The 23,595-nt window shown below is 64.4% G+C and carries 18 protein-coding genes and 1 tRNA gene; 11 read left to right on the top strand and 8 right to left on the bottom strand.

Annotated elements, in window-relative coordinates; genetic code table 11:
* Window positions 1-6: 6 nt before the first annotated feature.
* Window positions 7-1,482, bottom strand: a complete 1,476-nt coding sequence (locus KUV65_RS09120) for an alpha/beta hydrolase (RefSeq protein ID WP_308124591.1) — start codon at window positions 1,480-1,482, stop codon at window positions 7-9.
* A 118-nt stretch (window positions 1,483-1,600) separates the two neighbouring features.
* Between KUV65_RS09120 and serB the strand changes: the two genes are divergently transcribed.
* Window positions 1,601-2,476: a phosphoserine phosphatase SerB gene (gene serB, locus KUV65_RS09125; RefSeq protein ID WP_222189832.1), complete on the top strand. Its 876-nt coding sequence runs from the start codon at window positions 1,601-1,603 to the stop codon at window positions 2,474-2,476.
* Between the two features lie 6 nt (window positions 2,477-2,482).
* On the opposite strand, the gene KUV65_RS09130 is transcribed toward serB, so the two are convergent.
* The 5 genes from KUV65_RS09130 to KUV65_RS09150 form a co-directional block, all read right to left on the bottom strand.
* Entirely contained in the window at window positions 2,483-3,391 is a 909-nt protein-coding gene (locus tag KUV65_RS09130) for a Hint domain-containing protein (RefSeq protein ID WP_222189835.1), read from the bottom strand.
* A gap of 225 nt (window positions 3,392-3,616) precedes the next feature.
* Entirely contained in the window at window positions 3,617-8,161 is a 4,545-nt protein-coding gene (gene gltB / locus KUV65_RS09135) for a glutamate synthase large subunit (RefSeq protein ID WP_222189836.1), read from the bottom strand.
* 2 nt (window positions 8,162-8,163) lie between these two features.
* On the bottom strand, window positions 8,164-8,598 hold the full coding sequence (locus KUV65_RS09140) for a GFA family protein (protein ID WP_222189837.1): 435 nt from the start codon (window positions 8,596-8,598) through the stop codon (window positions 8,164-8,166).
* Window positions 8,595-9,323 carry a hypothetical protein gene (locus tag KUV65_RS09145; RefSeq protein ID WP_222189838.1) on the bottom strand — a complete coding sequence of 243 codons (729 nt, stop codon included), beginning with the start codon at window positions 9,321-9,323 and terminating at the stop codon, window positions 8,595-8,597. Before KUV65_RS09145 ends, KUV65_RS09140 begins: the two co-directional genes overlap by 4 nt.
* Before the next feature lie 100 nt (window positions 9,324-9,423).
* Complete coding sequence (locus tag KUV65_RS09150; RefSeq protein WP_261331722.1) at window positions 9,424-10,848, bottom strand: NAD(P)-dependent oxidoreductase; 1,425 nt, start codon at window positions 10,846-10,848, stop codon at window positions 9,424-9,426.
* Window positions 10,849-11,075: 227 nt separating this feature from the next.
* Here KUV65_RS09150 and KUV65_RS09155 point away from each other — a divergent pair, with 227 nt between their 5' ends.
* Window positions 11,076-11,879 (top strand): undecaprenyl-diphosphate phosphatase, encoded by an 804-nt coding sequence (locus KUV65_RS09155; RefSeq protein WP_222189842.1) that lies wholly within the window; start codon window positions 11,076-11,078, stop codon window positions 11,877-11,879.
* On the opposite strand, the gene KUV65_RS09160 is transcribed toward KUV65_RS09155, so the two are convergent.
* Window positions 11,876-12,868 carry a complex I NDUFA9 subunit family protein gene (locus KUV65_RS09160; protein ID WP_222189844.1) on the bottom strand — a complete coding sequence of 331 codons (993 nt, stop codon included), beginning with the start codon at window positions 12,866-12,868 and terminating at the stop codon, window positions 11,876-11,878. The two genes, KUV65_RS09155 and KUV65_RS09160, sit on opposite strands and share 4 nt — an antisense overlap.
* 208 nt (window positions 12,869-13,076) lie before the next feature.
* On the opposite strand from KUV65_RS09160, the gene KUV65_RS09165 reads away from it, so the two are divergent.
* The 9 genes from KUV65_RS09165 (at window position 13,077) to KUV65_RS09205 (ending at window position 22,154) form a co-directional block, all read left to right on the top strand.
* Window positions 13,077-14,834: an autotransporter assembly complex protein TamA gene (locus KUV65_RS09165; protein ID WP_222189846.1), complete on the top strand. Its 1,758-nt coding sequence runs from the start codon at window positions 13,077-13,079 to the stop codon at window positions 14,832-14,834.
* The gene (locus tag KUV65_RS09170; protein WP_222189849.1) at window positions 14,834-18,088 is read left to right on the top strand and encodes a translocation/assembly module TamB domain-containing protein; all 3,255 of its coding nucleotides are present in this window, start codon (window positions 14,834-14,836) and stop codon (window positions 18,086-18,088) included. The genes KUV65_RS09165 and KUV65_RS09170 overlap by 1 nt, the downstream gene beginning before the upstream one ends.
* Window positions 18,089-18,171: 83 nt before the next feature.
* Window positions 18,172-18,258: transfer RNA gene (locus KUV65_RS09175), tRNA-Leu, on the top strand.
* A gap of 52 nt (window positions 18,259-18,310) precedes the next feature.
* Window positions 18,311-18,922, top strand: a complete 612-nt coding sequence (locus KUV65_RS09180; protein ID WP_222189852.1) for a ribonuclease D — start codon at window positions 18,311-18,313, stop codon at window positions 18,920-18,922.
* A gap of 13 nt (window positions 18,923-18,935) precedes the next feature.
* Window positions 18,936-19,544 (top strand): LPS export ABC transporter periplasmic protein LptC, encoded by a 609-nt coding sequence (gene lptC, locus KUV65_RS09185; RefSeq protein ID WP_222189854.1) that lies wholly within the window; start codon window positions 18,936-18,938, stop codon window positions 19,542-19,544.
* Between the two features lie 10 nt (window positions 19,545-19,554).
* Window positions 19,555-20,058 (top strand): LptA/OstA family protein, encoded by a 504-nt coding sequence (locus tag KUV65_RS09190; protein WP_222189856.1) that lies wholly within the window; start codon window positions 19,555-19,557, stop codon window positions 20,056-20,058.
* On the top strand, window positions 20,055-20,819 hold the full coding sequence (lptB, locus tag KUV65_RS09195) for an LPS export ABC transporter ATP-binding protein (protein WP_222189858.1): 765 nt from the start codon (window positions 20,055-20,057) through the stop codon (window positions 20,817-20,819). The genes KUV65_RS09190 and lptB overlap by 4 nt, the downstream gene beginning before the upstream one ends.
* Before the next feature lie 226 nt (window positions 20,820-21,045).
* Window positions 21,046-21,618 (top strand): ribosome hibernation-promoting factor, HPF/YfiA family, encoded by a 573-nt coding sequence (gene hpf, locus KUV65_RS09200; RefSeq protein WP_222189860.1) that lies wholly within the window; start codon window positions 21,046-21,048, stop codon window positions 21,616-21,618.
* A gap of 71 nt (window positions 21,619-21,689) precedes the next feature.
* The gene (locus KUV65_RS09205) at window positions 21,690-22,154 is read left to right on the top strand and encodes a PTS sugar transporter subunit IIA (RefSeq protein WP_222189862.1); all 465 of its coding nucleotides are present in this window, start codon (window positions 21,690-21,692) and stop codon (window positions 22,152-22,154) included.
* A 4-nt stretch (window positions 22,155-22,158) separates the two neighbouring features.
* Here KUV65_RS09205 and KUV65_RS09210 read toward each other — a convergent pair whose 3' ends face one another.
* Window positions 22,159-23,592 (bottom strand): hypothetical protein, encoded by a 1,434-nt coding sequence (locus KUV65_RS09210; protein WP_222189864.1) that lies wholly within the window; start codon window positions 23,590-23,592, stop codon window positions 22,159-22,161.
* Between the last annotated feature and the right edge of the window lie 3 nt (window positions 23,593-23,595).

Raw genomic sequence — 23,595 nt, forward strand, 5'->3', positions numbered from 1 at the left:
AGACGGTCACAAGGACGGGTCGAACATCGGGAAACTGACGCCCAGCGCCCAACCCAGGACAAGGCCCAGCCCCAGCCCCATCGCCAGAACCGACCCGGTGCGCCGCCCGACCCAGCCGCCCATCAGGCCGAAACTGGCGTAGAACAGGCCGATCACCGGCAGGATGATGATGAGGAAGAAAAGACGCTCGAAATCGAGCGCGACAGCGATGCCCAGCGACACAAGGAACGCCAGCCGCGCCACCCAGCGCCGCCAGAGCGCCGCGCGCCCTGCCTCCAGAAGAACGGCATCGGCGATCATCGCAAGCACCGCACCCGGCAGGATAAGCGCCATGACCGGCAACCGCCCCGCGACAGGCACGAAACTGGCCACGTAACGATCCATCACGCCCCCGAAAGCCAGCAACCCGTAAGCGGCCAGCGCAAAGCCCCAGATCCAGCCTGACCGCGCGGGGAAACCCTTGGCCCAGGCCGCGCCGATCAGGACCAAAGCGCCGTAAAGGGCCAGGTGAAGCGCCAGGTAATCGGCCACCAGTACGGGCAGCACCTGCGTTTCGAACAGGGCCAGGACCAGCGGCGTCACCACAGCCGGCACAACGGCCAAGGCCCAGAACTGGCCACGGGTCGGTGACCATGGCGCGTGACCAACCGGCAAGAGGCGGGCCAGGGGACGGGCCAGCAGCACGATGCCGAACAGGGTTAGCAGGATGGGCCAACCTATCGCGGCGACGGGCCCGGCGCTGTCTCGGTCAAAAGTCTCGTCCAGCCACGCCCGCGTCTCTCGCAAGGCAACCGGCGAATACAGCACGCTTACATGCTCGACCCTTGGGGCGGCCACCGCGCGCCGTGCGAACCCCTCGCCGGGGGTGCCGACCGTCTGCCCTTCCTCGGCGCCGATCTCGGCCATCACGCGGCGGGCTTCCTCGCGCAGCATCCCTTCCCACGCGCCGTTGAGCAGCAGCAGGTTCTGCGGCTGATCCTCGGTGACCGCCTCGCTGAACACCGAGATGCCGACAATCGCCTCGACGCGGTCATCGCTGATCCCCTGCCGGATGATGATGTCCGAGGCCATGGAGTGCCCGACCAGCGCCACGCGCGGCTCTGCGCCGGGCAGATCCAGCATCGCATCCGTCACGCGCCCGATCTCGGCCATCAGAAGTTGCGTCGTGCCATCGACCGAGGTCACGTCGCCCGACATCGGCACGGGGTTCCGTCCGTGCCCCTCCAGATCGAAACTGGCGGTGATGTAGCCAGCCTGCGCCAGCGTCAGCTGGTAGGCCGCCATCAACTGCCGAGACCCGGCAAACCCATGCGCGATGATGACGACCGGGGCCTCGGCGCCCGGGCGTTGCATCACGGTGACGGGCGTCGTGCCGACCGCGGTATGGGTGATGTCCAACCCCGAACGCGGGCGTTCCAGCAGGAACAGCCCCGCCACAACGCAAACCAGCGCCAGGATTGCCGTCAGCGCGTGCCGTTTCACTCCACCGCTCCCGTGTTGCTTTGGTCGCAACCTAACCCGCAGGGCAACGCTTGCCACTGGCCCTTTGTCGCGCTGCGTGCTTTACGCTCGATTCAATTCTCGCAACCGTTTTGGCCCGATGCATACCGTCACCCTGATCACCAATTCCGCCATGTACCTCGACCCCGAACTGGTCACGACCCTGCGCAACGCGATGGGGGGCGGCGATGCGGTCTGGCTGAACCCGAACCATGCCGCCGAGTTCGAGGTTGCGCGCCTGCCCAAGAACATCGGCTCGGTCTGGGACAGCCTGCAATCCGAGGGCGTAGACATGGTCGCGCAGAAGACCGAGGGACGGCGCAAATCCATGCTGCTGGCTGACATGGATTCGACCATGATCCAGCAGGAATGCATCAACGAACTGGCCGCCGAAGCCGGCGTTGGCGACCGCGTGGCCGACATCACCGCGCGCGCGATGAATGGTGAGCTGGATTTCGAAGAGGCGCTTCTGGAACGTGTCGGCCTGTTGAAAGGTCTACCAGCCTCCGTGATTTCGGACGTGCTGGAAAAACGCATCACGCTGATGCCGGGCGGCAAGACCCTGATCGCCACGATGAAGGCGCATGGCGGTCACGCCGCGCTGGTGTCTGGCGGGTTCACCGCCTTCACGACGGCCGTCGCGGAATGGCTCGGCTTCGACGAACACCGCGCCAATACGCTGTTGGCGGAGGATGGCGTGCTGACCGGTGACGTGGCGCGCCCGATCCTTGGACGTGAGGCCAAGGTTCAGGCCCTGCACGAGATCACCGAACGGCTTGGCCTGTCCCCCAGGGACGTGATCGCCGTGGGCGACGGCGCCAATGACCTCGGGATGCTCGGACTGGCCGGAACGGGGGTCGCGCTGCATGCCAAACCGGCGGTGCAGGCACAGGCGCCGCATCGGCTGAACCACGGCGATCTGACCGCGCTTCTGTATCTGCAAGGCTATTCAGTGGACGAGTTCGTCACCGCCTGACCCGGTTCAGGCGGCCAGAAGCGCCGCTTCGAACCGGCGAACCTGCGGACGGGCCAGCGGGGCCGCGCGCAAGGCTTCGGCGACACTGGGATAGCGGTCTTTCAGGGCCGCACGCAGATCGCGCTCATGCCGGGAAAGCCCGCTATCGGGCAGGTAGCTTTCCGACCAGACGCCGCCCGCCTTGATGATCTCGTGCCGTGCGAACAGCAGGTGGAAATACGTCTCGGTCGGTTTCGGTTCGGGCCGAATGGTTGTGCCGTTCACAAGATGCTTAGCCGCGACCAGAACCTCGTCGGCGCCGTAGTAAAGCTGCGCTTCCCAACCGCCGATGAACATGCGGTGTTGGGGCGAGACCAACAACGCCTCGTCATTCCCGATGGCGCCCCGCGCGAACCGGATCGGCGCGTGTTCGGCACTGGCGTCCACCCTTGTCTGGCCCAGCCAGAGAAGCGGTTGCATCCCGTGATCCAGGGTTTCGATCAGGTCGCCGGGGCACAAACCCTCGACCGGCACGGGCCCACGCGCGGTTTGAACCCGTGTTCCCCGTGTCAGGCAGGGCGGCCCAAGCTCGCCCACCGGCATGTTGGTGTCCTGCGTGACGTAGGACGCGGTGCGGAAACTCGCCGTCTCCAGAATCGTGCCGTCATTCGGGGTGAAAACGGCGCGTCCGTCCGCAAGGTAAAAGGTCGTTCCCTCGATCCATAGCGTGACACCATCAATACGAACGCGGATCTGGTCGCCCTGCCACACCGCGGTGACGTCGCTGCCATCAATGGAATCGCCGCTGGGACCGTCGATCAACCCGTCCTCGTTCACATCCACGATTGCGAACACCTGCGGGGTCAAGATCGTCCCGAAGCCTGGCGGATTGGCGGGATCGATGATGAAGAACTGATCGTAATAGGTGTCAGCCATCTTGCGCTCTGCCCTTGCGATTGAGAGCAAAGCTGTCCCTGAAAACGGGCGGTATTCAGGAACAATTAGGGTAAACGCAGGACAATCGTTCCGATTCGAAAACAATCGACGCAGAGGGGCTGCGTAGGAAAACTTCTTATATTTTTCATATAATTGGAAAAGGCCCCGGTCGTTCTGATCGGGGCCTTTTCAACGCTTTGTGGCGGCATTTCGACCGTTGGCGGATTACTCCGCCGGAACCGCGCCGGCCTCGATTCCCAGCGGGTGGGCCAGCTTGTCCAGCATCTCTTTCGGGCAGACCTGGACGAAGTTCTTCAGCTCGATCTCCCAGTGCTGGAGGATATCGGCGGCCTTGCGGCTGCGGGTTTCCTTCAGATGGCTTTCGATCAGCCCGCGAAGCTGCTGCTCCCAGTGCTCGACCGTCACGGGGCAGGTCACCAGCGTTTCAAGGTTCATGTTGACGCCGGCTTGCCCCTCGGGATCGTAGAGATAGGCCATGCCGCCGGTCATGCCAGCCCCGAAATTGGCCCCGATGGACCCGAGGATGACGGCCACGCCACCAGTCATGTACTCGCACCCGTTCGAGCCACAGCCCTCGACCACGACCTTCGCGCCCGAGTTCCGAACAGCGAAACGTTCCCCGGCCCGGCCCGCGGCGAAGAGGTATCCATCGGTCGCGCCATAAAGCACCGTATTGCCGATGATAACGTTTTCGTCGGCCTTGAGCGGGCTGACCTGCGGCGGTTTCACCACGATGATGCCGCCCGACAGGCCCTTGCCGACATAGTCGTTGGCGTCGCCCGACACTTCCAGCTTCAAGCCGGGCGCGGCGAAGGCCCCCAGCGACTGGCCAGCCGACCCTTCCAGCTTGACCGTCAGGTGATCGGGCTGGAGCGAGTTCCGCATCCCGAAATTCTTGACGATATGGCTGGAGGTGCGGGTGCCGATGGTCCGCAGCGTGTTCTGCACCGCGTAGCTGAGCTGCATCTTTTCCCCGTCTTCGAGGAACCGATGCCCGTCCTTCACGATCTGGGCGTCCAGCGTGTCCGGCACGGCGTTGCGCGGCTTGTAGCGGTCATAAACGATGCGATCCGCGCCATCGACGGTGATGAGCATCGGGTTCAGATCCAGATCGTCCAGATGCGCGGCGCCACGGCTGACCTGCGTCAGAAGGTCGGCACGCCCGATCACGTCATCGAGGCTGCGCGCCCCGATGGAGGCGAGGATTTCCCGCACTTCCTGCGCGTAGAAGGTGATGAGGTTGACCACCTTATCCGCATTGCCCGTGAATTTCTCACGCAGCTTGGGGTCCTGCGTGCAGACACCGACGGGGCAGGTGTTCGACTGGCACTGGCGCACCATGATGCAGCCCATCGCGATCAGGGCCGCGGTGCCGATGCCGTATTCCTCGGCCCCCATCATCGCGGCCATCACGATGTCGCGCCCGGTGCGCAGGCCGCCATCGGTGCGCAGCGTCACGCGATCGCGCAGCTTGTTCATCGCCAGGACCTGGTGCGCTTCGGTCAGGCCCATTTCCCACGGCAGACCCGCATACTTGATCGAGGTCGCGGGCGACGCGCCCGTGCCGCCATTGTGACCCGAGATCAGGATCACGTCCGCCTTGGCCTTGGCGACACCGGCAGCAATCGTGCCAACGCCCGAGGACGCCACCAGCTTCACCGTCACCTTGCAGCGCGGGTTGATCTGCTTGAGGTCGTAGATCAGCTGCGCAAGGTCCTCGATCGAGTAGATGTCGTGGTGCGGCGGGGGCGAGATCAGCGTCACACCCTTGGTCGAGTGCCGCAGCCGCGCGATCAGGTCGGTGACCTTCATGCCGGGCAACTGGCCGCCCTCGCCGGGCTTGGCGCCCTGGGCGACCTTGATTTCAAGCTCTTCGCAGTGGTTCAGGTACTCGGCGGTCACGCCGAACCGACCCGAGGCCACCTGCTTGATCTTGGCCGACGGGTTATCGCCATTGGGCTCCGGCACGAAATGCGCCGGGTCTTCGCCGCCCTCACCGGAATCCGACTTAGCGCCGATGCGGTTCATGGCGACGTTCAGCGTCTTGTGTGCCTCGGGCGACAGCGCGCCCAGCGACATACCCGGCGTCACGAACCGCTTGCGGATCGAGGTGATGCTTTCGACTTCGTCGATATTGATCGGCTCACCGAGCGGCTTGATGTCGAGCAGATCCCGCAGGTGAATCGGCGGGTTGCTTTGCATCTTCTTCGAATACTGCTTCCACAACTCGTAGGAGGCGCGGTTACAGGCCATCTGCATCATGTGCATGGTCTGCGCTTCCCAGGCGTGCTTCTCGCCCGAGCGGCGTGCCTTGTAGAAGCCGCCGATGGGCAGCGGCAGCACGTCCGCGCCACCCTGCCAGCCCTTGGCATGCACTTCCTCGACCTTCTTTTGCAGGCCGCTGACGCCGATGCCCGAAATGCGGCTCAGCATGCCCGGGAAATACTCGTTCACCATCGCGCGGCTCAGGCCCACGGCCTCGAAGTTCAGACCACCGCGATAGGACGAGATGACGGAGATCCCCATCTTGGACATGATCTTGAGCAGGCCCGCGTCGATGGCCGCGCGGTAGCGCGCCATGGCTTCGGTCAGGGTGCCTTCGATCAGCCCGCGATTGATCCGGTCGGCGATGCTGTCCTGCGCGAGATAGGCGTTCACCGTGGTCGCGCCGCAGCCGACAAGAACCGCGAAGTAATGCGGGTCGATGCATTCAGCCGAGCGGATGTTGAGCGAACAGAAGGTGCGCAGGCCCTTCTGCGTCAGCCAGCTATGCACCGCGCTGGTCGCAAGAATCATGGGCATCGGCACGCGATCTTCGCCCTGGAACCGGTCGGTCAGCACGATATGGCCTGCACCCGAGCGCACGGCATCCTCCGCCTCTTGCCGGATGCGGGAAAGGTTGTCGCGCAGCGCCCCCTGTTTGCCACCGGCAGGGAAGGTGCAGTCGATGGTGACGAGCGAGTCGCCGAAATACTTCACCATCTCGTCGAACTGCGCGTTCGCGACGAAGGGGCTGTCCAGCACCAGGATCTCGGTCTGGCTGCTGTCTTCGTCCAGCACGTTCTTGAGGTTGCCGAAGCGGGTCTTGAGGCTCATCACCCGGTATTCGCGCAAGCTGTCGATCGGCGGGTTCGTCACCTGGCTGAAGTTCTGGCGGAAATAGTGGCTCAGCGGGCGATACATGCTCGACAGCACGGCCGCGGGCGTGTCGTCGCCCATCGAGGCGATGGCCTCTTTCCCGTCCTCGGCCATGGGCGCAAGGATCTGTTCCAGTTCTTCCATCGAGTAGCCGGCGGCGACCTGCCGCTTACGCAGATCGGTGCCGTCGAAGATCGCCGTTTCGGTCACGTCGCGGGTTTCGATGGCCAGATCGGTGATCTTGCCGACCCATTCGCCGAAGGGGCGGCTGGCGGCCAGCGCATCCTTGATCTCGGTGTCGTGGAACAGCTTCTGCTCGGCCATGTCGACGGCGATCATCTGGCCGGGACCGAGCGCACCCTTCTCGACGACGGTGGCCTCGTTGATCGGCACCATGCCGGCCTCGGACCCTGCGATAAGCATGCCGTCCCCCGTCACGACATAGCGCATCGGACGCAGGCCGTTCCGGTCAAGCCCGGCGCAGACCCAACGCCCATCGGTCATGGCCAGCGCAGCGGGACCGTCCCACGGCTCCATCACCGAGTTGCAGTAGGAATACATGTCCTGCCACGCCTGCGGCAGTTCGCTGGCCGTCTGGCTCCAGGCCTCGGGGATCAGCATCGTCTTGGCCATCGGCGCGGACCGGCCAGCGCGCACCAGAACCTCGAACACCGCATCCAGCGCGGCGGAGTCGGACGCGCCCTGCGCGATGATCGGTTTGATATCCTCGGCCATCTCGCCGAAATACGCGGAGGAGAGCCGGATCTCGTGGCTCTTCATCCAGTTGACGTTGCCCTTCAGCGTGTTGATCTCGCCGTTATGGGCCAACATGCGGAACGGCTGCGCCAGCCACCATTGCGGGAAGGTGTTGGTCGAATAGCGCTGGTGGTAGATCGCGAAGGCGGACTCGAACCGCTCGTCCTTGAGATCGGGATAGAACTCGGCCACGTCCTGGGCCAGCATCATGCCCTTGTAGATGACCGAGCGGCAGGACAGCGAGCAGATATACAGCTCCTTCACGCCTGCACCGGCGGCGGCCTTCTCGATCCGGCGGCGGATGACGTAAAGCTCGCGTTCGAAGGTTTCCTCGTCCACGCCCTTGGAGTTCGAGATGATGATCTGCTCGATCTCGGGGCGGGTCGCGTTGGCCTTTTCGCCCAGCACGCTGATATCGACCGGCACGTGCCGCCAGCCATAGATGTAATAGCCCATCCGCAGCACTTCGGATTCGACGATCGTGCGGCAGGTTTCCTGCGCCCCGAAATCGTTGCGCGGCAAGAAGACCTGGCCGACGGCCATCAGCTCGTTCATGCGCGGCTCATGGCCCGTGCGGCGCACCTGGTCGTAGAAGAAATGCACCGGGATCTGCACGTGGATGCCCGCGCCGTCGCCGGTCTTGCCGTCGGCGTCAACCGCCCCGCGGTGCCAGATCGCCTTGAGCGCGCTGATGCCGTTTTCCACGACCGCACGGGTGGGTTGGCCATCGAGGGACACGACAAGGCCCACGCCACAGGACGAATGCTCGTCCTCTTCGCGGAACATGCCGTTCTCGGCCATCCATTCACGCTTGGCTGCCTCGGACTGGGCCCAGGTGGCGTCATACTTCGTCATGGTCATGCTCCTTCACTGGAGGGCGCGTAAAGCGCCAAGGTCTCGTCCTCCGTCAGGCGTTCATGCGCGCCCGCGAAGGAATAACTGTCGGGTTTGCGGTCGATGAAGATCTCCCGCGTCAACGCCAACCCGTTGGCGTCATCGAGGATACCGAGCGGCACCTCGTAATTCCCGGCCCCGTCGACACCCTTGTCGAACCGGTACCACAGCGGCGAGCCGCACTCTGCGCAGCGGCTGCGCGAGGCCCAGCCGCTGGTGCGACGGGTCACGATGGGGGCGCCCTCGGCCACGCTCATGTCGGCCTGTTCGACCGTCACGCCCAGCATCGGTCCACCCAGCCAGCGGTTGCACTGCCCGCAATGGCAGATGCCGAAGCCACCCAGCTTGGCCGCGGTGAACCGGACGGCCCCGCATAGGCACTGGCCGGACGCGCTCATCCGCGGTACTCCGGCAGGTGCGGCAGACCACTCATCATGTCGCCGCAATCGTAGATCGGCTCCATCGACAGGAAACCGCGTTCGCCCGGCTCGGCGAATTCCATCGGGCTGTAATTGCCTTCGAAGGTTTCGCCATCGGGCCGCGTCGTCGTTTCGATCCCGCCGAAAAACAGGCCCCAGCCTTCGTGCACGAACTGGTTGCCCTCGGTCCGGCGGGGGCCTTCGGCCGTGTCGTACTGGTAGGCGAATTCCGTCACCAGAAGCTCGCGGCCATCGACATCCAGGGTTTCGCCGGTCAGCCGGTCAAAGCCGGTATAGTCGCGCTGGAACGTGCCGAGCGTGTTTTCCTCGCGGATCGAGAAGACCATCGAGTCGCTGCCCGTGGCCAGCAGCTCGGACAGGCTGGCCGGGTCTTCCTCGGGTTCGATCAGGGTGTCGTTGCTGCCGCCGCGCAGGTCCCAGCTGCGCAGCCAGCGAAACTCGGAATCCGTGAAGCTGAGGTAGAAGGCGCCATCCTGGTCCAGCGTGGCGCGCCATTGCGTGCCCTCGGGGTCGGCGTCGCAACGCCAGTGGTGCGACACCATGCAGGACCGCGATTGCACGGTCAGGAAGGCTTCGCAGCCCTCGGGCACCTGGAACAGGCGGCCGCCATCCTGTGCAACGGCGGGCGTAGCCAGCACGGCGACCAGCAGCGCGGCCAGGCTTGTAGCGTGTCCATTGCCCATGATGACGTCCGTCCTTGGTGCGGTGGCGGGTGAAAACGTGAAAACGAGAGCGGGTGCCCTGCCCGATCGCGAAACCTGCAATCGGGCAAAGCGGGTCAGGTCACTCGGCGGCGACGTCGGTCGCGGACGCCATGACCTTGTCGAGGATCGCATCGGCCGCTTCGCGCCCGTCGCGGATGGCCCAGACAACGAGGGATGCGCCGCGCACGATGTCACCCACGGCATAGACATTCTCGATCTGGGTCTCGTGGGTGCGGAAATCGGCCTTGACGGTGCCCCAACGGGTCACTTCCAGCTCGGGCACGTTCCAAAGGCTCGGCAGATCCTCGGGTTCGAAGCCCAGCGCCTTGATGACGAGGTCCGCGTCTTCGACATAGTCGGCCCCTTCGATCACCTCGGGGCTTTGGCGGCCCGTGGCGTCCGGCGCGCCAAGACGCATCTTCTGCACCATCACGCCTTCGACCGCGTCGCCGCCGGTGAAGCCCTTGGGGGCCGACAGCCAAACAAACTCGACGCCTTCTTCCTCGGCATTCTGCACTTCGCGCTGCGAGCCGGGCATGTTGGCGCGGTCGCGGCGGTAAAGGCACTTCACGCTGGTCGCGCCCTGGCGGATCGCGGTGCGCACGCAGTCCATCGCCGTGTCGCCACCGCCGATGACGACGACGCGCTTGCCCTCGGCGTTCAACTCGCCCGACTCGAACTCGGCCACCGTGTCGCCAAAGCCGATGCGGTTGCTGGCGGTGAGGTAGTCGATGGCGCGCACGATGCCCTTGGCGCCGACACCCGGCGCAGGCAGGTCGCGCGACTTGTAGACGCCGGTCGCGATCAGAACGAAGTCATGCTGTTCGCGCAACTCGTCGAAGGTGATGTCTTCGCCGACATTACAGTTCAGCACGAATTTCACGCCGCCCTCTTCCAGCTGGGCGTTGCGGCGCATGACCACATCTTTTTCCAGCTTGAAGCCCGGGATGCCGTAAACCATCAGGCCCCCGGCGCGGTCGTAGCGGTCATAGACCGTCACTTGCAGGCCGGCGCGGCGCAGGCGGTCAGCGGCGGCAAGGCCACCGGGACCCGCGCCAATGATGGCGACCGATTCCGCGCGCTCCTCGGCGGGTTTGATCGGCTTGACCCAACCTTCTTCCCACGCGGTGTCGGTGATGAATTTCTCGACCGAGCCGATGGTGACGGTGCCGTGACCCGACTGTTCGATCACGCAATTGCCTTCGCACAGGCGATCCTGCGGACAGATGCGGCCACAGATCTCGGGGAAGGTATTGGTGGCCTGGCTGACCTCGTACGCCTCTTGCAGGCGTCCCTCGGCGGTCAGCTTGAGCCAGTCGGGGATGTTATTGTGCAGCGGACAATGCGACTGGCAGTAGGGCACCCCGCACTGGGAACAGCGCCCAGCCTGCTGGCGTGCCTTTTCCATCGCATATTCGCCGTAAATTTCCTTGAAGTCCTCGCGACGCTGGTCCGCGTCACGCTTTTCCGGCATCTCTTTTTCGATGCTGACGAACTTCAACATGGGTTGTTTGGCCAAGGATCTTCTCCCATCTTGCTCGCGCCCCTATACCGGGGGTCTTGCGGGATAAAAAGACAGCTATGCTGACCTATATACAGTTTTCTGAAAGGTCTCGGGGTAAATTTTTTCCGCACTGCGGAATTTTAGGTCAAAACACTTTACCTTAGTAGGAATTATAAAATTAGTATCAATATCTTAACATTCCGTTACCTGGACCGGAGAAAATCCACGTGAGCTTGTTTTATTTGTTTCTCGTGGCCTTGATCCAGGGTTTGACCGAGTTCCTTCCGATCTCGTCCTCGGGTCACCTGATCCTCTTGCCGAATCTTTCGGGGCAAGCGGACCAGGGGCAGGTGATCGACGTTGCGGTACATGCCGGGACGCTTGGGGCCGTGATCCTGTACTTCTGGCACGACGTCCGCCTTGCGCTGTCCGGGGTGCCACACCTTCTGACAGGCCGGATCGACACGCCCGGCTCGAAACTGGCCTTTCTGCTTCTGATATCGACCATCCCGGTGATCCTTTGCGGGCTGGTTCTGCACCTGACGGGCCTAAGCGATGCGATGCGCTCGGTGGCTGTGATCGGGTGGGCCATGCTGATCTTCGGCCTGGTCCTTTACTGGGCCGACCAGAAAGGCGCCGACGTGAAACAGGCCGAGGCATGGACCCTGCGTGACGCGATCGTCATGGGCCTGTGGCAGGCCGTTGCGCTGATCCCCGGCACGTCGCGGTCGGGTATCGCCATCACCGCCGGACGCATGCTGGGTTACACGCGCGAGGATGCCGCGCGGATCGCCATGCTGATGTCGATCCCGACGATCACGGCCTCGGCCATCCTGCTGGGGGGTGAGGTCATCGCCACGGCCGATGCGCAGGCCGCGCGGGATGGCGCGATTGCCGCCGCGCTGGCCTTTGTCTCGGCCCTCGCGGCGCTGGCCTTCATGATGCGGCTGCTGCGCAGCGTCAGCTTCACGCCATACGTGATCTACCGGGTGATCCTCGGCGCGATCCTGTTGTGGATCGCCTATACCTAGATGTCTTCCTCGGCGAGGTGCTGCGCGCTTTCCTTGATCTTGGCGTATTGCCCCGACGGACGATACGGCCAGAGGTAATCGTCAAGCACGGCGTCCATGCCGGTCGGATCGATGCCCAACTCGTCCAGGCCCTTGCAGCCCGAGCAGATGACGTTGTCATGGCGCAGGTTGCGCACCTGGTCACGGGTCAGAAGCGAATTGTGGATCAGCCCGCCGGTCAGGGTCTGCACCGCGTCCAGCACCGTCCCCATGATCCCGGCGATCCAGAACGGCACGTTCAAGATCAGGCGGCGGCGGCGAATGACGGTCAGCATCTGCTCCATCAACTGGCGGAAGGTTCTGACGTCGGGGCCGCCCAGCTCGTAGGTTCCCGGCTCGACCTCGCCCAGCACGCTCTTGACAGCGACCTGCGCAACATCATCGACATAGACCGGCTGGAACCGGGTCGACCCACCCACCACGGGCAGGATGTAGCCCGTGCGGGTCATCTTGGCGAAACGGTTGAAGAACTCATCCTCGGGTCCGAAGATAATCGACGGGCGCAGGATGATCGCGCCGGGGAACGCCTCAAGCACAGCCGCCTCGCCCAGCGCCTTGGTGCGGGCGTATTTGCTGCTGCTTTCGCTGTTCGCGCCGATGGCCGACATCTGCACAAGTGTTTTCACCGATTCCTCGGCGGCGATCCGCGCCACGCGGCCCGCGCCCTCGTGCTGGACGGTGTCGAACTTGTTCTTGCCGCGCTCCGACAGGATGCCGACGCAATTGACGACTGCATCGGCGCCGTGGATCGCGGCACGAACGCTGTCATCATCGCGAATATTGGCGAAGATCGGTTCGACCTGCCCGACCACGCCATAGGTGCGAACGAAATTCGCCTCGGTGGGGCGCCGCACGGCCACGCGCACGCGCCACCCCTCACGCGCCATCCTGCGGGCGATGTAACGCCCGACAAAGCCCGAACCGCCGAAAATCGTGACGAGTTTCGTCATGGGAAGCATCCTTTGGTCGTCCTTGCCTGCGTGATAGGCACAGAAGGTGTGTCCCACAAGGCGCAAATCGTCTCAAATCACCTGCGGCATGCCGCCGAATACAATTTCGTTTCTCCATTATCACTGGCCAGTGCGCGGGGAACGACCTATTCCTTAAGATATGATCGCTGCCCCCAGATCCCTTCTTTCACTCGTCCTTGTCGCCGGTATGGCGTTGCCGGCCGCGGCGCAGGATGTCGACTTGCGGATCTCGCCAGCCGACGAGGATTTGCGCGATCGCCTGCGCGCGGCCTCGCTTCTGTTGCAGGAACCGCCGGAAGGGGGACGCAGCGCGCAGGATATTCTTGCCGCCGCACGGGCCGATTACGCGCGCCTGACCGCGGCGCTCTATGACAGAGGGCATTTCTCGCCGGTGGTGAACATCCTGCTGGACGGGCGCGAGGCGGCGGCCATTTCGCCCTTTGCCGTTCCGGGGCGGGTTGGGCAGGTCGTGATCAATGTCAGCCCCGGACCGGATTATGCCTTCGGCGTCGCCGAGATCGGGCCGCTGGCCCGCAACAGCGACCTGATTCCCGAGTTTGCGCCGGGTGCGTCGGCCAGCACCTCGGTCCTGCGCGATGCGACGGGCGCGGCGATAGACGGCTGGCGCGAGCGCGGGCATGCCACCGCCGATGTCGCCGGGCAGCAGATCACCGCGCGGCACCGCGAGGCGGAGCTTGACGCGCGGATCACGCTCGACCCCGGCCCGGTCATCACCTTCGGCACGCTCATCCCGCAGGGATATGAGCGGATGCGGCCCGAACGGATCGTGGAGATTGCCGGCCTGCCCAGCGGTCTGACCTATTCGCCCGCCGAACTGGCCCGCGCCGAGGAACGCCTGCGCGACACCGGGGTCTTTGCCGCCGTCGCCCTGGAAGAGACCGAGCCGACCGCAAACGATGTCATGGATATCGACGCGGTCGTGTCGGAATCGCCGCTGCGCCGGATCGGCTTCGGCGCCGAGATTTCAACCGATGAAGGCGCGCGGCTGACGGCCTATTGGCTGCATCGCAACCTCTTTGGCGGGGCGGAACGTCTGCGCTTCGACGCCGCGATCACCGGGATCGGCCAGGAGGAGATCTCGACCGACGCGATCGAGGGCATCGACCTGGAGTTCTCGGGCCGCTATTCGCGCCCGGCCACGTTCACGCCCGACACGACCGCCTATTTCGAATTCGAGCTGTTCCAACTGCGCGAACCCAGCTTCACCCTGACCGGGGCCGGGATCGAGGCCGGGGTCGAGCATGTGTTCAGCAACCGGCTTGAAGGGTCGCTTGGCCTCGGGCTGCTGGGGGTGCGCATCGACGGACCCTTCGGCGAGTTCGACATCGGCTATGCGCTGTTGCCCGCAGAACTGACTTGGGACAACCGCGACGACCCGCTCGATCCGGCCGATGGCGTATTCGTCAGCGCCACGACCACCCCCTTCCTGTCCTTCCAGGGGTCTGGCGGCGCACGCTACACCCTGGATGCGCGCGGCTACCTGGGCTTTGGCGAGAATGACCGCACGCGGCTGGCGGCACGGGCGCAACTGGGCGGGGTGTTCAGCGACGATATCGACGATATCCCACCTGACTTCCTGTTCTACTCGGGCGGCTCAGGCACGGTACGCGGCCAGGAGTACCAGTCGCTTGGCGCGACCTATGGCGGCATCGAGTCCGGTGGGCGCGGCTTCGCCGGCCTGTCCACGGAACTTCGGCAAGATATCGGCGACACGAATTTCGGGATTGTCGCCTTTGCCGATATGGGCCTGATCTCGTCCGATGCCGCGTTTCAGGATGACAGCGACTGGCACGCAGGGGCGGGGCTTGGCCTGCGCTATGCAACGCCGTTCGGCCCGATCCGGGTCGATCTGGCCACCCCAGTGCGTGGCGGCGGCGTGGGCGAAGACATCTACCTTTATATCGGCATCGGGCAGGCCTTCTGATGCTGAAGCGGGTCCTGATCCTTCTGGCGCTGGCGCTGCTGCCCGCGCAGGCCGTCGCGCAGGATGACGCCGACGATGACCGTGGGCGCATCGTTCGCTTCCTCGAAGAGCAACTGTCCGATGGCGCGCGGCAGATCCGCATCGACGGGTTTCGCGGTGCGCTGTCCTCGACCGCCGAACTGGACCGCCTGTCCATTGCGGACGCGCAGGGCGAGTGGCTGATCCTCGAAAACGCGCGGCTTGTCTGGACGCGAACCGCGCTTTTCAGCCGGGAATTGCAGGTCGACGAGTTGACCGCCGAGCGGCTGACCATCTTGCGCACGCCCGAAACTGGCGAAGAAGACGCGATCGATCTGCCGCCCGCCGAGGCGCAGCCCTTTGCCTTGCCCGAACTGCCCATCCGCATCGCCATCGACCAGATGGCCATTGACGAGATCGACCTCGACCCGTCGATCATCGGGGTCGGGGGGCGGTTTTCCATCTCAGGGTCCGCCCGACTGGCCGATGGTGACGGGCAGGCGGATATCGAACTGGTGCGGCTGGACGGACCCGGGGACACTTTCGATCTGACGGCGAGCTACGCCAACGAAACGGAACTTCTGTCCGTCGATCTTCTGCTGACGGAAGAGGCCGGGGGGCTGGCATCGGAACTTCTGAACCTGCCGGGGCGCCCCTCGCTTCGGTTCGAGGTGAGCGGCGAAGGCCCGATCGACGATTTCACCGCCGAGATCACGCTCGACACGGATGGCGCGCGCCGGGTGGAGGGCATGGTCACCAGCATGGGGCAGGAGAGCGGCGATCACGTCATCGCCGTCGATCTGGGTGGCGATCTGACACCGATGATGCCCGTCGAGTATCACGCCTTTTTCGGCGAGGACACGAGCCTTGCCGCCTTGGTGCGCCTCCATGCCGATGGCGCGATTTCGCTTGAAAACATGGACCTCGCCTCGCGGTCTTTGGAACTGGTCGGTTCGGTCGAGCTTGACCCCGCGCGGCGCCCGCTGATCATCAACCTGACCGGCACCTTGGCCGATCCGGCCGGTTCCGGCCCGGTGCGCCTGCCTGTGGGCGCGGAAGCTCGCCTGCGCCGGGCCACGCTGGCGCTGAATTTCGATGCCTCCGACAGTGACGCGTTCGTGCTCGACGCCGATGTCTCGGCCTTCGAGATGGACGACCTCGATATCCGCCGGATCACCCTGTCCTCGAACGGGACGATCACGCCCAGCGCCAGCGGTATCGGGGCCGTCGCCGCCACGGTCACGGCAAATGTCGAAGGGCTGGAGCATCGCGATCCCGGCCTTGCGCAGGCCATGGGCGACGCCATCGCGTTCCGTAGCCAGGTCTCGTGGACCCAAGGCGCGGCGATCCTGATTTCTGGCCTGTCGCTGTCGGCGGGCGACGATCTGGTGGCCGGGGGCGGCGCGACGATCCAACCGGGCGAAGGGCGGATCGACACCGCGCTTGACCTTGCGTTTCGCGCGGCCGACCTTGCGCGCTTTTCCGCGGTGTCCGGGCAGGATTTGACTGGCGGGATCGAGGCAAGCCTGACCGGCCGGGTCGAGCCGCTTTCGGGCGCTTTCGATATTGTTCTGGATGGCACGGGCAACAGCCTTGGCTTCGGCGCGGGGCTGCCGCCCGAACTTTTTGCCGGGGACACGGTGCTGAGCGTCCACGCGATCCGCGATACCGCCGGTCTGCGACTGGAGCAGCTGGCCCTCGACAATGGCGAGATCACGGCCTCGGGCAGTGGGGCGCTGGATTCGTCCGGTGGCCGGTTCGAGACCGATCTGCGCCTGCGGAACGTGGGCTTGTTCACCGATGCGTTGAGTGGACCGGTCAGCGCCGACGCCAACCTGACCCGTCGCGGCACGGCCCCATGGCAGATCAATGTCGCAGCAGAGGGGCCCGGCGGAATCCGCGCCGGGGTTACCGGCGGTGTCGGCCTGCCGGACGGCAGTGTCGATCTGCAGGCGCAGGGCAGTCTGCCGCTGGCGCTGGCCAACCGGTTCATCCGGCCGCGATCGATCAACGGGACGCTCAACTTCGACCTCGCGCTGCGCGGTCAGCCGGGACTGTCCGCCTTGTCCGGCACGCTGACGGCGTCCGGCGCGCGGGCCTCGCTGCCGACGTTGCAGGCGGCGGTGGAGGATCTGAACCTGTCCGCCAACCTGTCGGGCGGGCGCGTCACGCTGAACGGCGGCGGGCGCCTGAATACCGGTGGCCAGATCTCGACTCAGGGCAGCATCAACCTGGTCGGGGCCGGGATGCCCGCCGATATCAGCATCACCGTGGACCAGGCGCGCCTGGTCGATCCCGAGCTGTACGAGGCGCGAATCTCCCGCGCGGACCTGAATATCTCGGGCGGGCTGACCGGGTATCTCCAGGTGGCAGGACGGGTCGATTTGGGCGAGACGGAGCTGCGCGTGCCGGAAACCGGTCTTGGCGGGGCGGCGCCGATCCCGCCCATTCGCCATGTCAACGAAACTGCGGCGGAACGCCAGACACGCCGCAATGCCGGTCTGCTGCGCACGGCGGATGCCGGAAGCGCGGGGGCGGGTGTCGGCCTGGACCTGACGATCAGCGCACCGGGGCGCGTCTACCTGCGCGGGCGCGGGATCGATGCAGAGTTCGGCGGCGAGATTCGGCTGAACGGAACCAGCGCGCAGGTGATCCCGTCCGGGCAGTTCAACCTGATCCGCGGGCGTCTTTCGATCCTTGGCACGCGGCTGGACTTCACCGAGGGCAGTGCGACCCTGCAGGGCAGTTTCGACCCCTATCTCGACCTGGCCGCCGAAAGCCGCGCTGGCGGCTACACCATCACGATCTCGGTCGATGGACCCGCATCGTCGCCAGAGATCACCTTTGGGTCCGATCCTTCGTTGCCGGAAGACGAAGTTCTGGCCCGGTTGCTCTTTGGACGGTCCGTATCGTCGCTCTCGCCGGTGCAGTTGCTGCAACTGGCCGACGCGGCATCGTCGCTGGCGGGCGGCAGCACGAATAACGGTTTCCTCGCCAATCTGCGCTCGGGGCTTGGCCTCGACGACCTCGACCTGCAGACCGATGAAGAGGGCAACGCCGCCGTGCGTGCCGGGCGCTACCTGTCGGACAATATCTACACCGATGTGACCGTGAACGCGGACGGCGAAGCGGACCTTTCGCTCAACATCGACCTGACTCCGGATATCACCGCACGGGGCAGTTTTTCCTCCGATGGCAGCAGCTCGGTCGGCGTGTTTTACGAGCGCGACTACTGACCTCGGATCAGCGGTTAGAAAATCCTCTCAAGGCTTGTTGACACGCCCCCGGAGCCGCTATATCAGCCGCTTCCACGACACCGGCCCAGGTGGCGGAATTGGTAGACGCGCTAGCTTCAGGTGCTAGTGTCCGTATGGACGTGGAGGTTCGAGTCCTCTCCTGGGCACCATCCCCTTCCGGGGTCCGCATCACGGGCCAGCCACGCAGGAAAGGGATAGGGCGTGACCATCCATCTTTACCGAAACGATCTTCCCGACGGGTTGGACCTTGGCCCGGTCGTGGCCATCGATTGCGAAACGATGGGCCTGATCCCGCAACGCGACCGGCTGTGCCTTGTGCAGATGTCTTCGGGCGATGGGAACGCGCACCTGGTCCAGATCGACAAGGGCCAGACCGAAGCGCCGAATCTCTGCCGGATGCTGACCGATCCGGATGTGCTGAAACTGTTCCATTTCGGGCGCTTCGACATCGCGGCGATGTACAACGCCTTCGGTGCGCTGGCCGCCCCGGTCTACTGCACCAAGATCGCGTCCAAGCTGATCCGCACCTATACCGACCGTCACGGGCTGAAAAACCTGCTTCAAGAGCTGTTGGATATCGATATCTCGAAACAGCAGCAGACCTCGGACTGGGGTGCAGCCGAACTGACCGAGGCGCAAAAGGCTTACGCCGCCTCGGACGTGCTTTACCTGCATCGTCTGCGCGAGGCCCTGAACAAGCGACTGGACCGCGAGGACCGGATGGAGATCGCGCAGGCCTGTTTCGAGTTCCTGCCGACGCGCGCCAAGCTGGACCTCGCAGGCTGGCCCGAGATCGACATTTTCGCGCACTGAAAGATCACGCAGCATGGCAAGCGGCAGTCGCTACAGCACGGTGGTGATGGGTCTGAAACTGACCCTGCCGCTGGCTGCGCTGGCGCTGTTGTCGACGCTGTTCCTGTTCTCGAACCCGCCCGACCCCGAGCAAGCGATTCCTTACGCCGAGGTCGATGTCGAAGAACTCGCCCGGGAACAGCGCCTGACCCAGCCGCGCTTTGCGGGTGTTCTCGAAGATGGGCGCGAACTGACGCTGGTGGCCGATGCCGCGACGCCTAGTTTCGACGCCGACCGCACCCGCACCGAGGCCATCGCGACCGAGAACGTCTCGGGCCGCATGGCGCTGCCCGATGGCGATGTGCTGACGCTGGACGCGGCCAGCGGGTATATCGACCTTGCCGGGCAGGTGGCCGACCTGTTCGGCGGCGTCACGGCCACGACCGAGCTTGGGTACCGCTTGGTGACCGAGGAAATCCATGTCCTGCTGGCCCAGACTGGCCTGAGCACGGACACGGATGTCGAAATCACCGGACCTGGGATTACCCTGACCGCAGGTGCAATGGAGGTGACCGGACCGTCGGAAGGTGCGGTTGTCAGTTTCACCGGCGGTGTCCGGCTGCTATATCAGCCGGAGAATTAAGGAGCGCGAAATGCGCAAGCTATTGATCTGTGGGTTTTTGGGCCTGTGCCTTGCGGCCGGGCTGCCGGGGACGACACTCGCCCAGGTGGAGGTCGGTTTTGGCGGGGTGGCCTATGATCCCGACCAGCCGGTCGAGGTGACGGCCGATGGGCTGACGCTGGACCAGACGACCGGAGAGGCCGTGTTCTCGGGCAATGTCCTGGTGGTGCAGGGTGATCTGCGGATGGCCGCAGGGCAGGTACGCATCCTCTATTCCGACCAGACCGGACGCAACGAGGTGCGTGAGGTCGTGGCCACCGGCGGCGTGCTGGTGACGCGGGGGGCAGACGCCGCCGAAGGCAGCGAAGCGCGCTACGATGTCGAAACCGCCATGCTGACGATGCGCGGCAATGTCCTGGTCACCCAGGGCACAACAGCGGTGGCCGGGGACCGAATGGTCGTGAACATGCGCACCGGGAACGGATCAGTCGATGGACGCGTGCGCACGGTCCTGGATACCGGCGGATCGGAATGAGCGAGCGGCTGCACCTTTCCGTCACTGACGGTGGGGCGACCGGCCTGCGCGTCGATCGCCTGCGCAAAAGCTACAAGCGCCGCCTCGTGATCCGCGATGTCTCGCTGGAGCTGAACCGGGGCGAGGTCGTGGCACTTCTGGGCCCGAACGGATCGGGCAAGACCACGTCGTTTTACTGCATCGCGGGCCTGATCACACCCGACGGCGGGACGGTCACCATCGACGGGCAGGATGTGACGCTGTTTCCGATGTATCGTCGGGCCCGCGCCGGGATCGGCTACCTGCCACAGGAAATGTCGATCTTTCGCGGCCTCTCCGTCGAAGACAACATCATGGCCATTCTCGAAATCGTCGAGAAGAAGCGCGCCCGCCGCAAGGAGCGGTTGGAAGAGCTGCTGACCGAGTTCTCCATCGAGCATCTGCGCCGCGCGCCTGCCCTGTCGCTCTCGGGCGGGGAGCGGCGCCGAGCCGAGATCGCGCGTTGCCTTGCCTCGAACCCGCGCTTCGTTCTGCTGGATGAACCCTTTGCCGGGGTCGATCCGATTGCGGTCGGCGACATCCGCCATCTGGTCGGAGAGCTCAAGACACGCGGGATCGGGGTTCTGATCACGGATCACAACGTGCGCGAGACGCTGGAGATCGTGGATCGCGCCTACATCCTGCATGACGGCGCCATCATCATGTCGGGCACCGCCGACGAGGTCGTGCGCGACGAAACCGTTCGCCGCGTCTACCTTGGCGAGACCTTCAGCATCGGGTGAAAAGAGCCGCCCGCGTTCTGCTTTGGATTGACACGGACCCCAGACTCACGGCCAAATATCAGCGATGACCGCGCTCGCTTCATCCCTTTCCGAACGCTGGACTTCGCGCCGCATTGCGCACCGAAGACGTGCAGGAAAGAACCCCGGACAAGTCAAAAACACCTTGCGCAGGGTTGCAGTCGTCCCCGGCTGAGTCCATTCCTGCGCCACTAAATCGGGAGACATCATGCGTTATCAAATCAGCGGTAAGCAAATCGACATCGGCGATGCCTTGCAGACCCATGTGAAGGACAGCCTGAATGCTGTGGTCGAGAAATACGCCGAGCGGCCCACGGACGCGACGGTGATCTTTTCGAAATCCGGCGCTGAATTCGTCTGCGAAGCGACGGTTCACCTTTCGACCGGCCTGACCGCCTCGGCCAAGGGCCTTGCGCATGAAATCTACGCCGCTTTCGAGAAGACGGCGGACAAGATGGAAAAACAGTTACGCCGTTACAAGCGTCGCCTGAAGGACCATCACCGCGAGCGGACCCAGCCCATTGATGTCATGCAGGCGCCCACGTATATCCTCGCCTCGTCCGAAGCGCATGACGAAGATGCCGAACCGGAAACGCTGCAGCCGATCATCGTGGCCGAGATGGAAACCAAGATCCCGTCTCTGTCGGTCGGCGAAGCCGTGATGCAGATGGAAATTGCCGGTGCGCCGCTGTTGGTGTTCCGCAACGAGAAACATGACAAGGTGAACGTCGTCTATCGCCGCGACGACGGCAACGTAGGCTGGATCGACCCCAGCCTCTGAGACCCACCGAAGTTTTTGCGCCGCCCCCACCGTGAAACGGTCCGGGGCGGTTGCTGCAAAGGGATACAGGCATGGACCTTTCGCAACTGCTCAAGCCGCACGCGGTGAAAGTCGTGAGCGACGTGTCGAGCAAGAAACGCTTGCTGCAAAGCATCGCAGACCTTGCCGAAGGTCTGATCGGGCTGAAATCGTCGTCCATCTTCGACGCGCTGCAAGAGCGTGAGAGCCTCGGCCCGACCGGCGTTGGCCATGGCGTGGCCCTGCCCCATGCGCGCCTTCATGACCTGACCGAGGTTCAGGGTGCGTTCCTGAAACTGGAGCGTCCGATCGATTTCGATTCGGCGGACAAGCAGCCGGTCGACCTGATCTTCGCGCTGTTCGCGCCCAGCGATACGGGCGTCGATCACCTCAAGGCGCTGGCGCTTGTCTCGCGCACGCTGCGGGACGCGGCCCTGTGTGCCAAGCTGCGGGCCAATTCCGACCCTGCCACGCTGCACACGCTGCTGACCGACGCACAGGCAAGCCAGGCCGCCTGATCGCTCAACGCCGATTCCAGCGCGGAAATCCGAAGTTCAGGTAATCGCGGCGATAGACCTCGATCACCGCTTTCTCGATCTTGCCGTCATAGATCGCATCCAGCGCGACCGGACCGGGCAACGCCTCGGCCCCGACATCGGGAACATCCTGCACACCTGCGGCACGCGCCAGCATGGGAAGCATCGTCGCCATGTCATCCTCGTGCACCGTGGCCTGCGGCAGGGCAACGGTGCTCATGCCCTGCAACAGGCCGGTCTGGCTGGCCCAAGCGTTGTCCACGCGAATGCTGGTCTGGCCCGCGAGGTTGCCCTTGAGGAATCCAAGGAATACCGCAAACGCCTCTTTCTGGTGTTCAGCCGTCCAGCTGTCATCCGGGGCCTGGTTGGGAATGGGCAGGTTGTAATGCTGGCGCAGGATCTTGCGCGGGTCGGCATAGATCGGGCGGTCATTCGGCAGGATGAACCGGTTGAACACGACATGCGCCCGAAGCACCGGGTGGCGCAGGACCGTGAAACTGCGATAGCCCGGATGCGCCTTCATCCACGCGCGCAGGTCCTTCTGGCTCATCTTGCGCAGCAGGTTGTCCCGCCCCACGCCGCCGATCTTTCCCATCCAGTCGAGGACGGCAGTCTCGGGTGCGCCCTTGATCGGCATGAACAAAAGCCCCGCGTCGGGGTGCGCGACGAAGCCCGGCACGCCCGCCTGCCGGGGCGGTTCGTAATCAGGCGCGCGGTCAAGGCCGAACCGGTCGAGGTTCTGAAGCTCGGCGACCATCTCGTCGTAATTCTCGACCTTGTCGCGCAGATCGCTGGGGTTTTGCTTCTTCAGCTTCTGAGAGGTCTTCTCGACCTCCGCCGCCGAGCCGAGGTAACGCGCCAACCCGTTCAGGATCTCGGGATCATTGATATCTTCATAGCGGATATGAAACGCCGTCTGGCCGGAGACCTGTAACCCGTGCCGCAGCCTGTCCTGAAACGGGATGAGCGCATCGAGCAGATCGTCAAACTCGCCCGCGTCGAAGCGGATCTTGGCCGTCTTCGCGTTCTTCATGTCGGTCAGACGCCACTGGCCGGTTTCGCTGGCGATCTTGCGGCTGACATAGCTTTCCAAGGGATTGCGCGTCAGGATGACCTTGGCGATCCGCGGGTTGGGCAGAACGGCTTCGACCACCCGGTCATCATGATCGTGAAACAGGCGAAAACCGGCGATCCCGTCCGTGGCCTCGATCATGCGGTTCAGAAGGCCAAGGGGGTCTTTCTCGCGCCGCTCCATGTCGTAGCCGAACAGCTCGAACCGGTTGTGATGCCCGAGGAAGGTGGGGTTATAGACCTCGCCATAACAGGTGATATCGGGAAACGCGTTCAGCGAATCTTCGAGGTAATTCGACCCGGTCCGCATTTCCGCGAAAAGAACGAAGGCATCGAAGGGTCGGGTCATCGC

Source organism: Maritalea mobilis (genome assembly GCF_019800885.1).
Classification (GTDB): Bacteria; Pseudomonadota; Alphaproteobacteria; order Rhodobacterales; family Rhodobacteraceae; genus Roseibacterium; species Roseibacterium beibuensis.

What these genes read in the sequence shown, in the direction of transcription:
- serB (WP_222189832.1), top strand. Translation starts at nt 1,601, where the DNA reads ATGCATACCGTCACCCTGATCACCAATTCCGCCATGTACCTCGACCCC.
- KUV65_RS09130 (WP_222189835.1), bottom strand. Translation starts at nt 3,391, where the DNA reads ATGGCTGACACCTATTACGATCAGTTCTTCATCATCGATCCCGCCAAT.
- gltB (WP_222189836.1), bottom strand. Translation starts at nt 8,161, where the DNA reads ATGACGAAGTATGACGCCACCTGGGCCCAGTCCGAGGCAGCCAAGCGT.
- KUV65_RS09140 (WP_222189837.1), bottom strand. Translation starts at nt 8,598, where the DNA reads ATGAGCGCGTCCGGCCAGTGCCTATGCGGGGCCGTCCGGTTCACCGCG.
- KUV65_RS09145 (WP_222189838.1), bottom strand. Translation starts at nt 9,323, where the DNA reads ATGGGCAATGGACACGCTACAAGCCTGGCCGCGCTGCTGGTCGCCGTG.
- KUV65_RS09150 (WP_261331722.1), bottom strand. Translation starts at nt 10,848, where the DNA reads ATGTTGAAGTTCGTCAGCATCGAAAAAGAGATGCCGGAAAAGCGTGAC.
- KUV65_RS09160 (WP_222189844.1), bottom strand. Translation starts at nt 12,868, where the DNA reads ATGACGAAACTCGTCACGATTTTCGGCGGTTCGGGCTTTGTCGGGCGT.
- KUV65_RS09165 (WP_222189846.1), top strand. Translation starts at nt 13,077, where the DNA reads ATGGCGTTGCCGGCCGCGGCGCAGGATGTCGACTTGCGGATCTCGCCA.
- KUV65_RS09170 (WP_222189849.1), top strand. Translation starts at nt 14,834, where the DNA reads ATGCTGAAGCGGGTCCTGATCCTTCTGGCGCTGGCGCTGCTGCCCGCG.
- lptC (WP_222189854.1), top strand. Translation starts at nt 18,936, where the DNA reads ATGGCAAGCGGCAGTCGCTACAGCACGGTGGTGATGGGTCTGAAACTG.
- KUV65_RS09190 (WP_222189856.1), top strand. Translation starts at nt 19,555, where the DNA reads ATGCGCAAGCTATTGATCTGTGGGTTTTTGGGCCTGTGCCTTGCGGCC.
- lptB (WP_222189858.1), top strand. Translation starts at nt 20,055, where the DNA reads ATGAGCGAGCGGCTGCACCTTTCCGTCACTGACGGTGGGGCGACCGGC.
- hpf (WP_222189860.1), top strand. Translation starts at nt 21,046, where the DNA reads ATGCGTTATCAAATCAGCGGTAAGCAAATCGACATCGGCGATGCCTTG.
- KUV65_RS09205 (WP_222189862.1), top strand. Translation starts at nt 21,690, where the DNA reads ATGGACCTTTCGCAACTGCTCAAGCCGCACGCGGTGAAAGTCGTGAGC.
- KUV65_RS09210 (WP_222189864.1), bottom strand. Translation starts at nt 23,592, where the DNA reads ATGACCCGACCCTTCGATGCCTTCGTTCTTTTCGCGGAAATGCGGACC.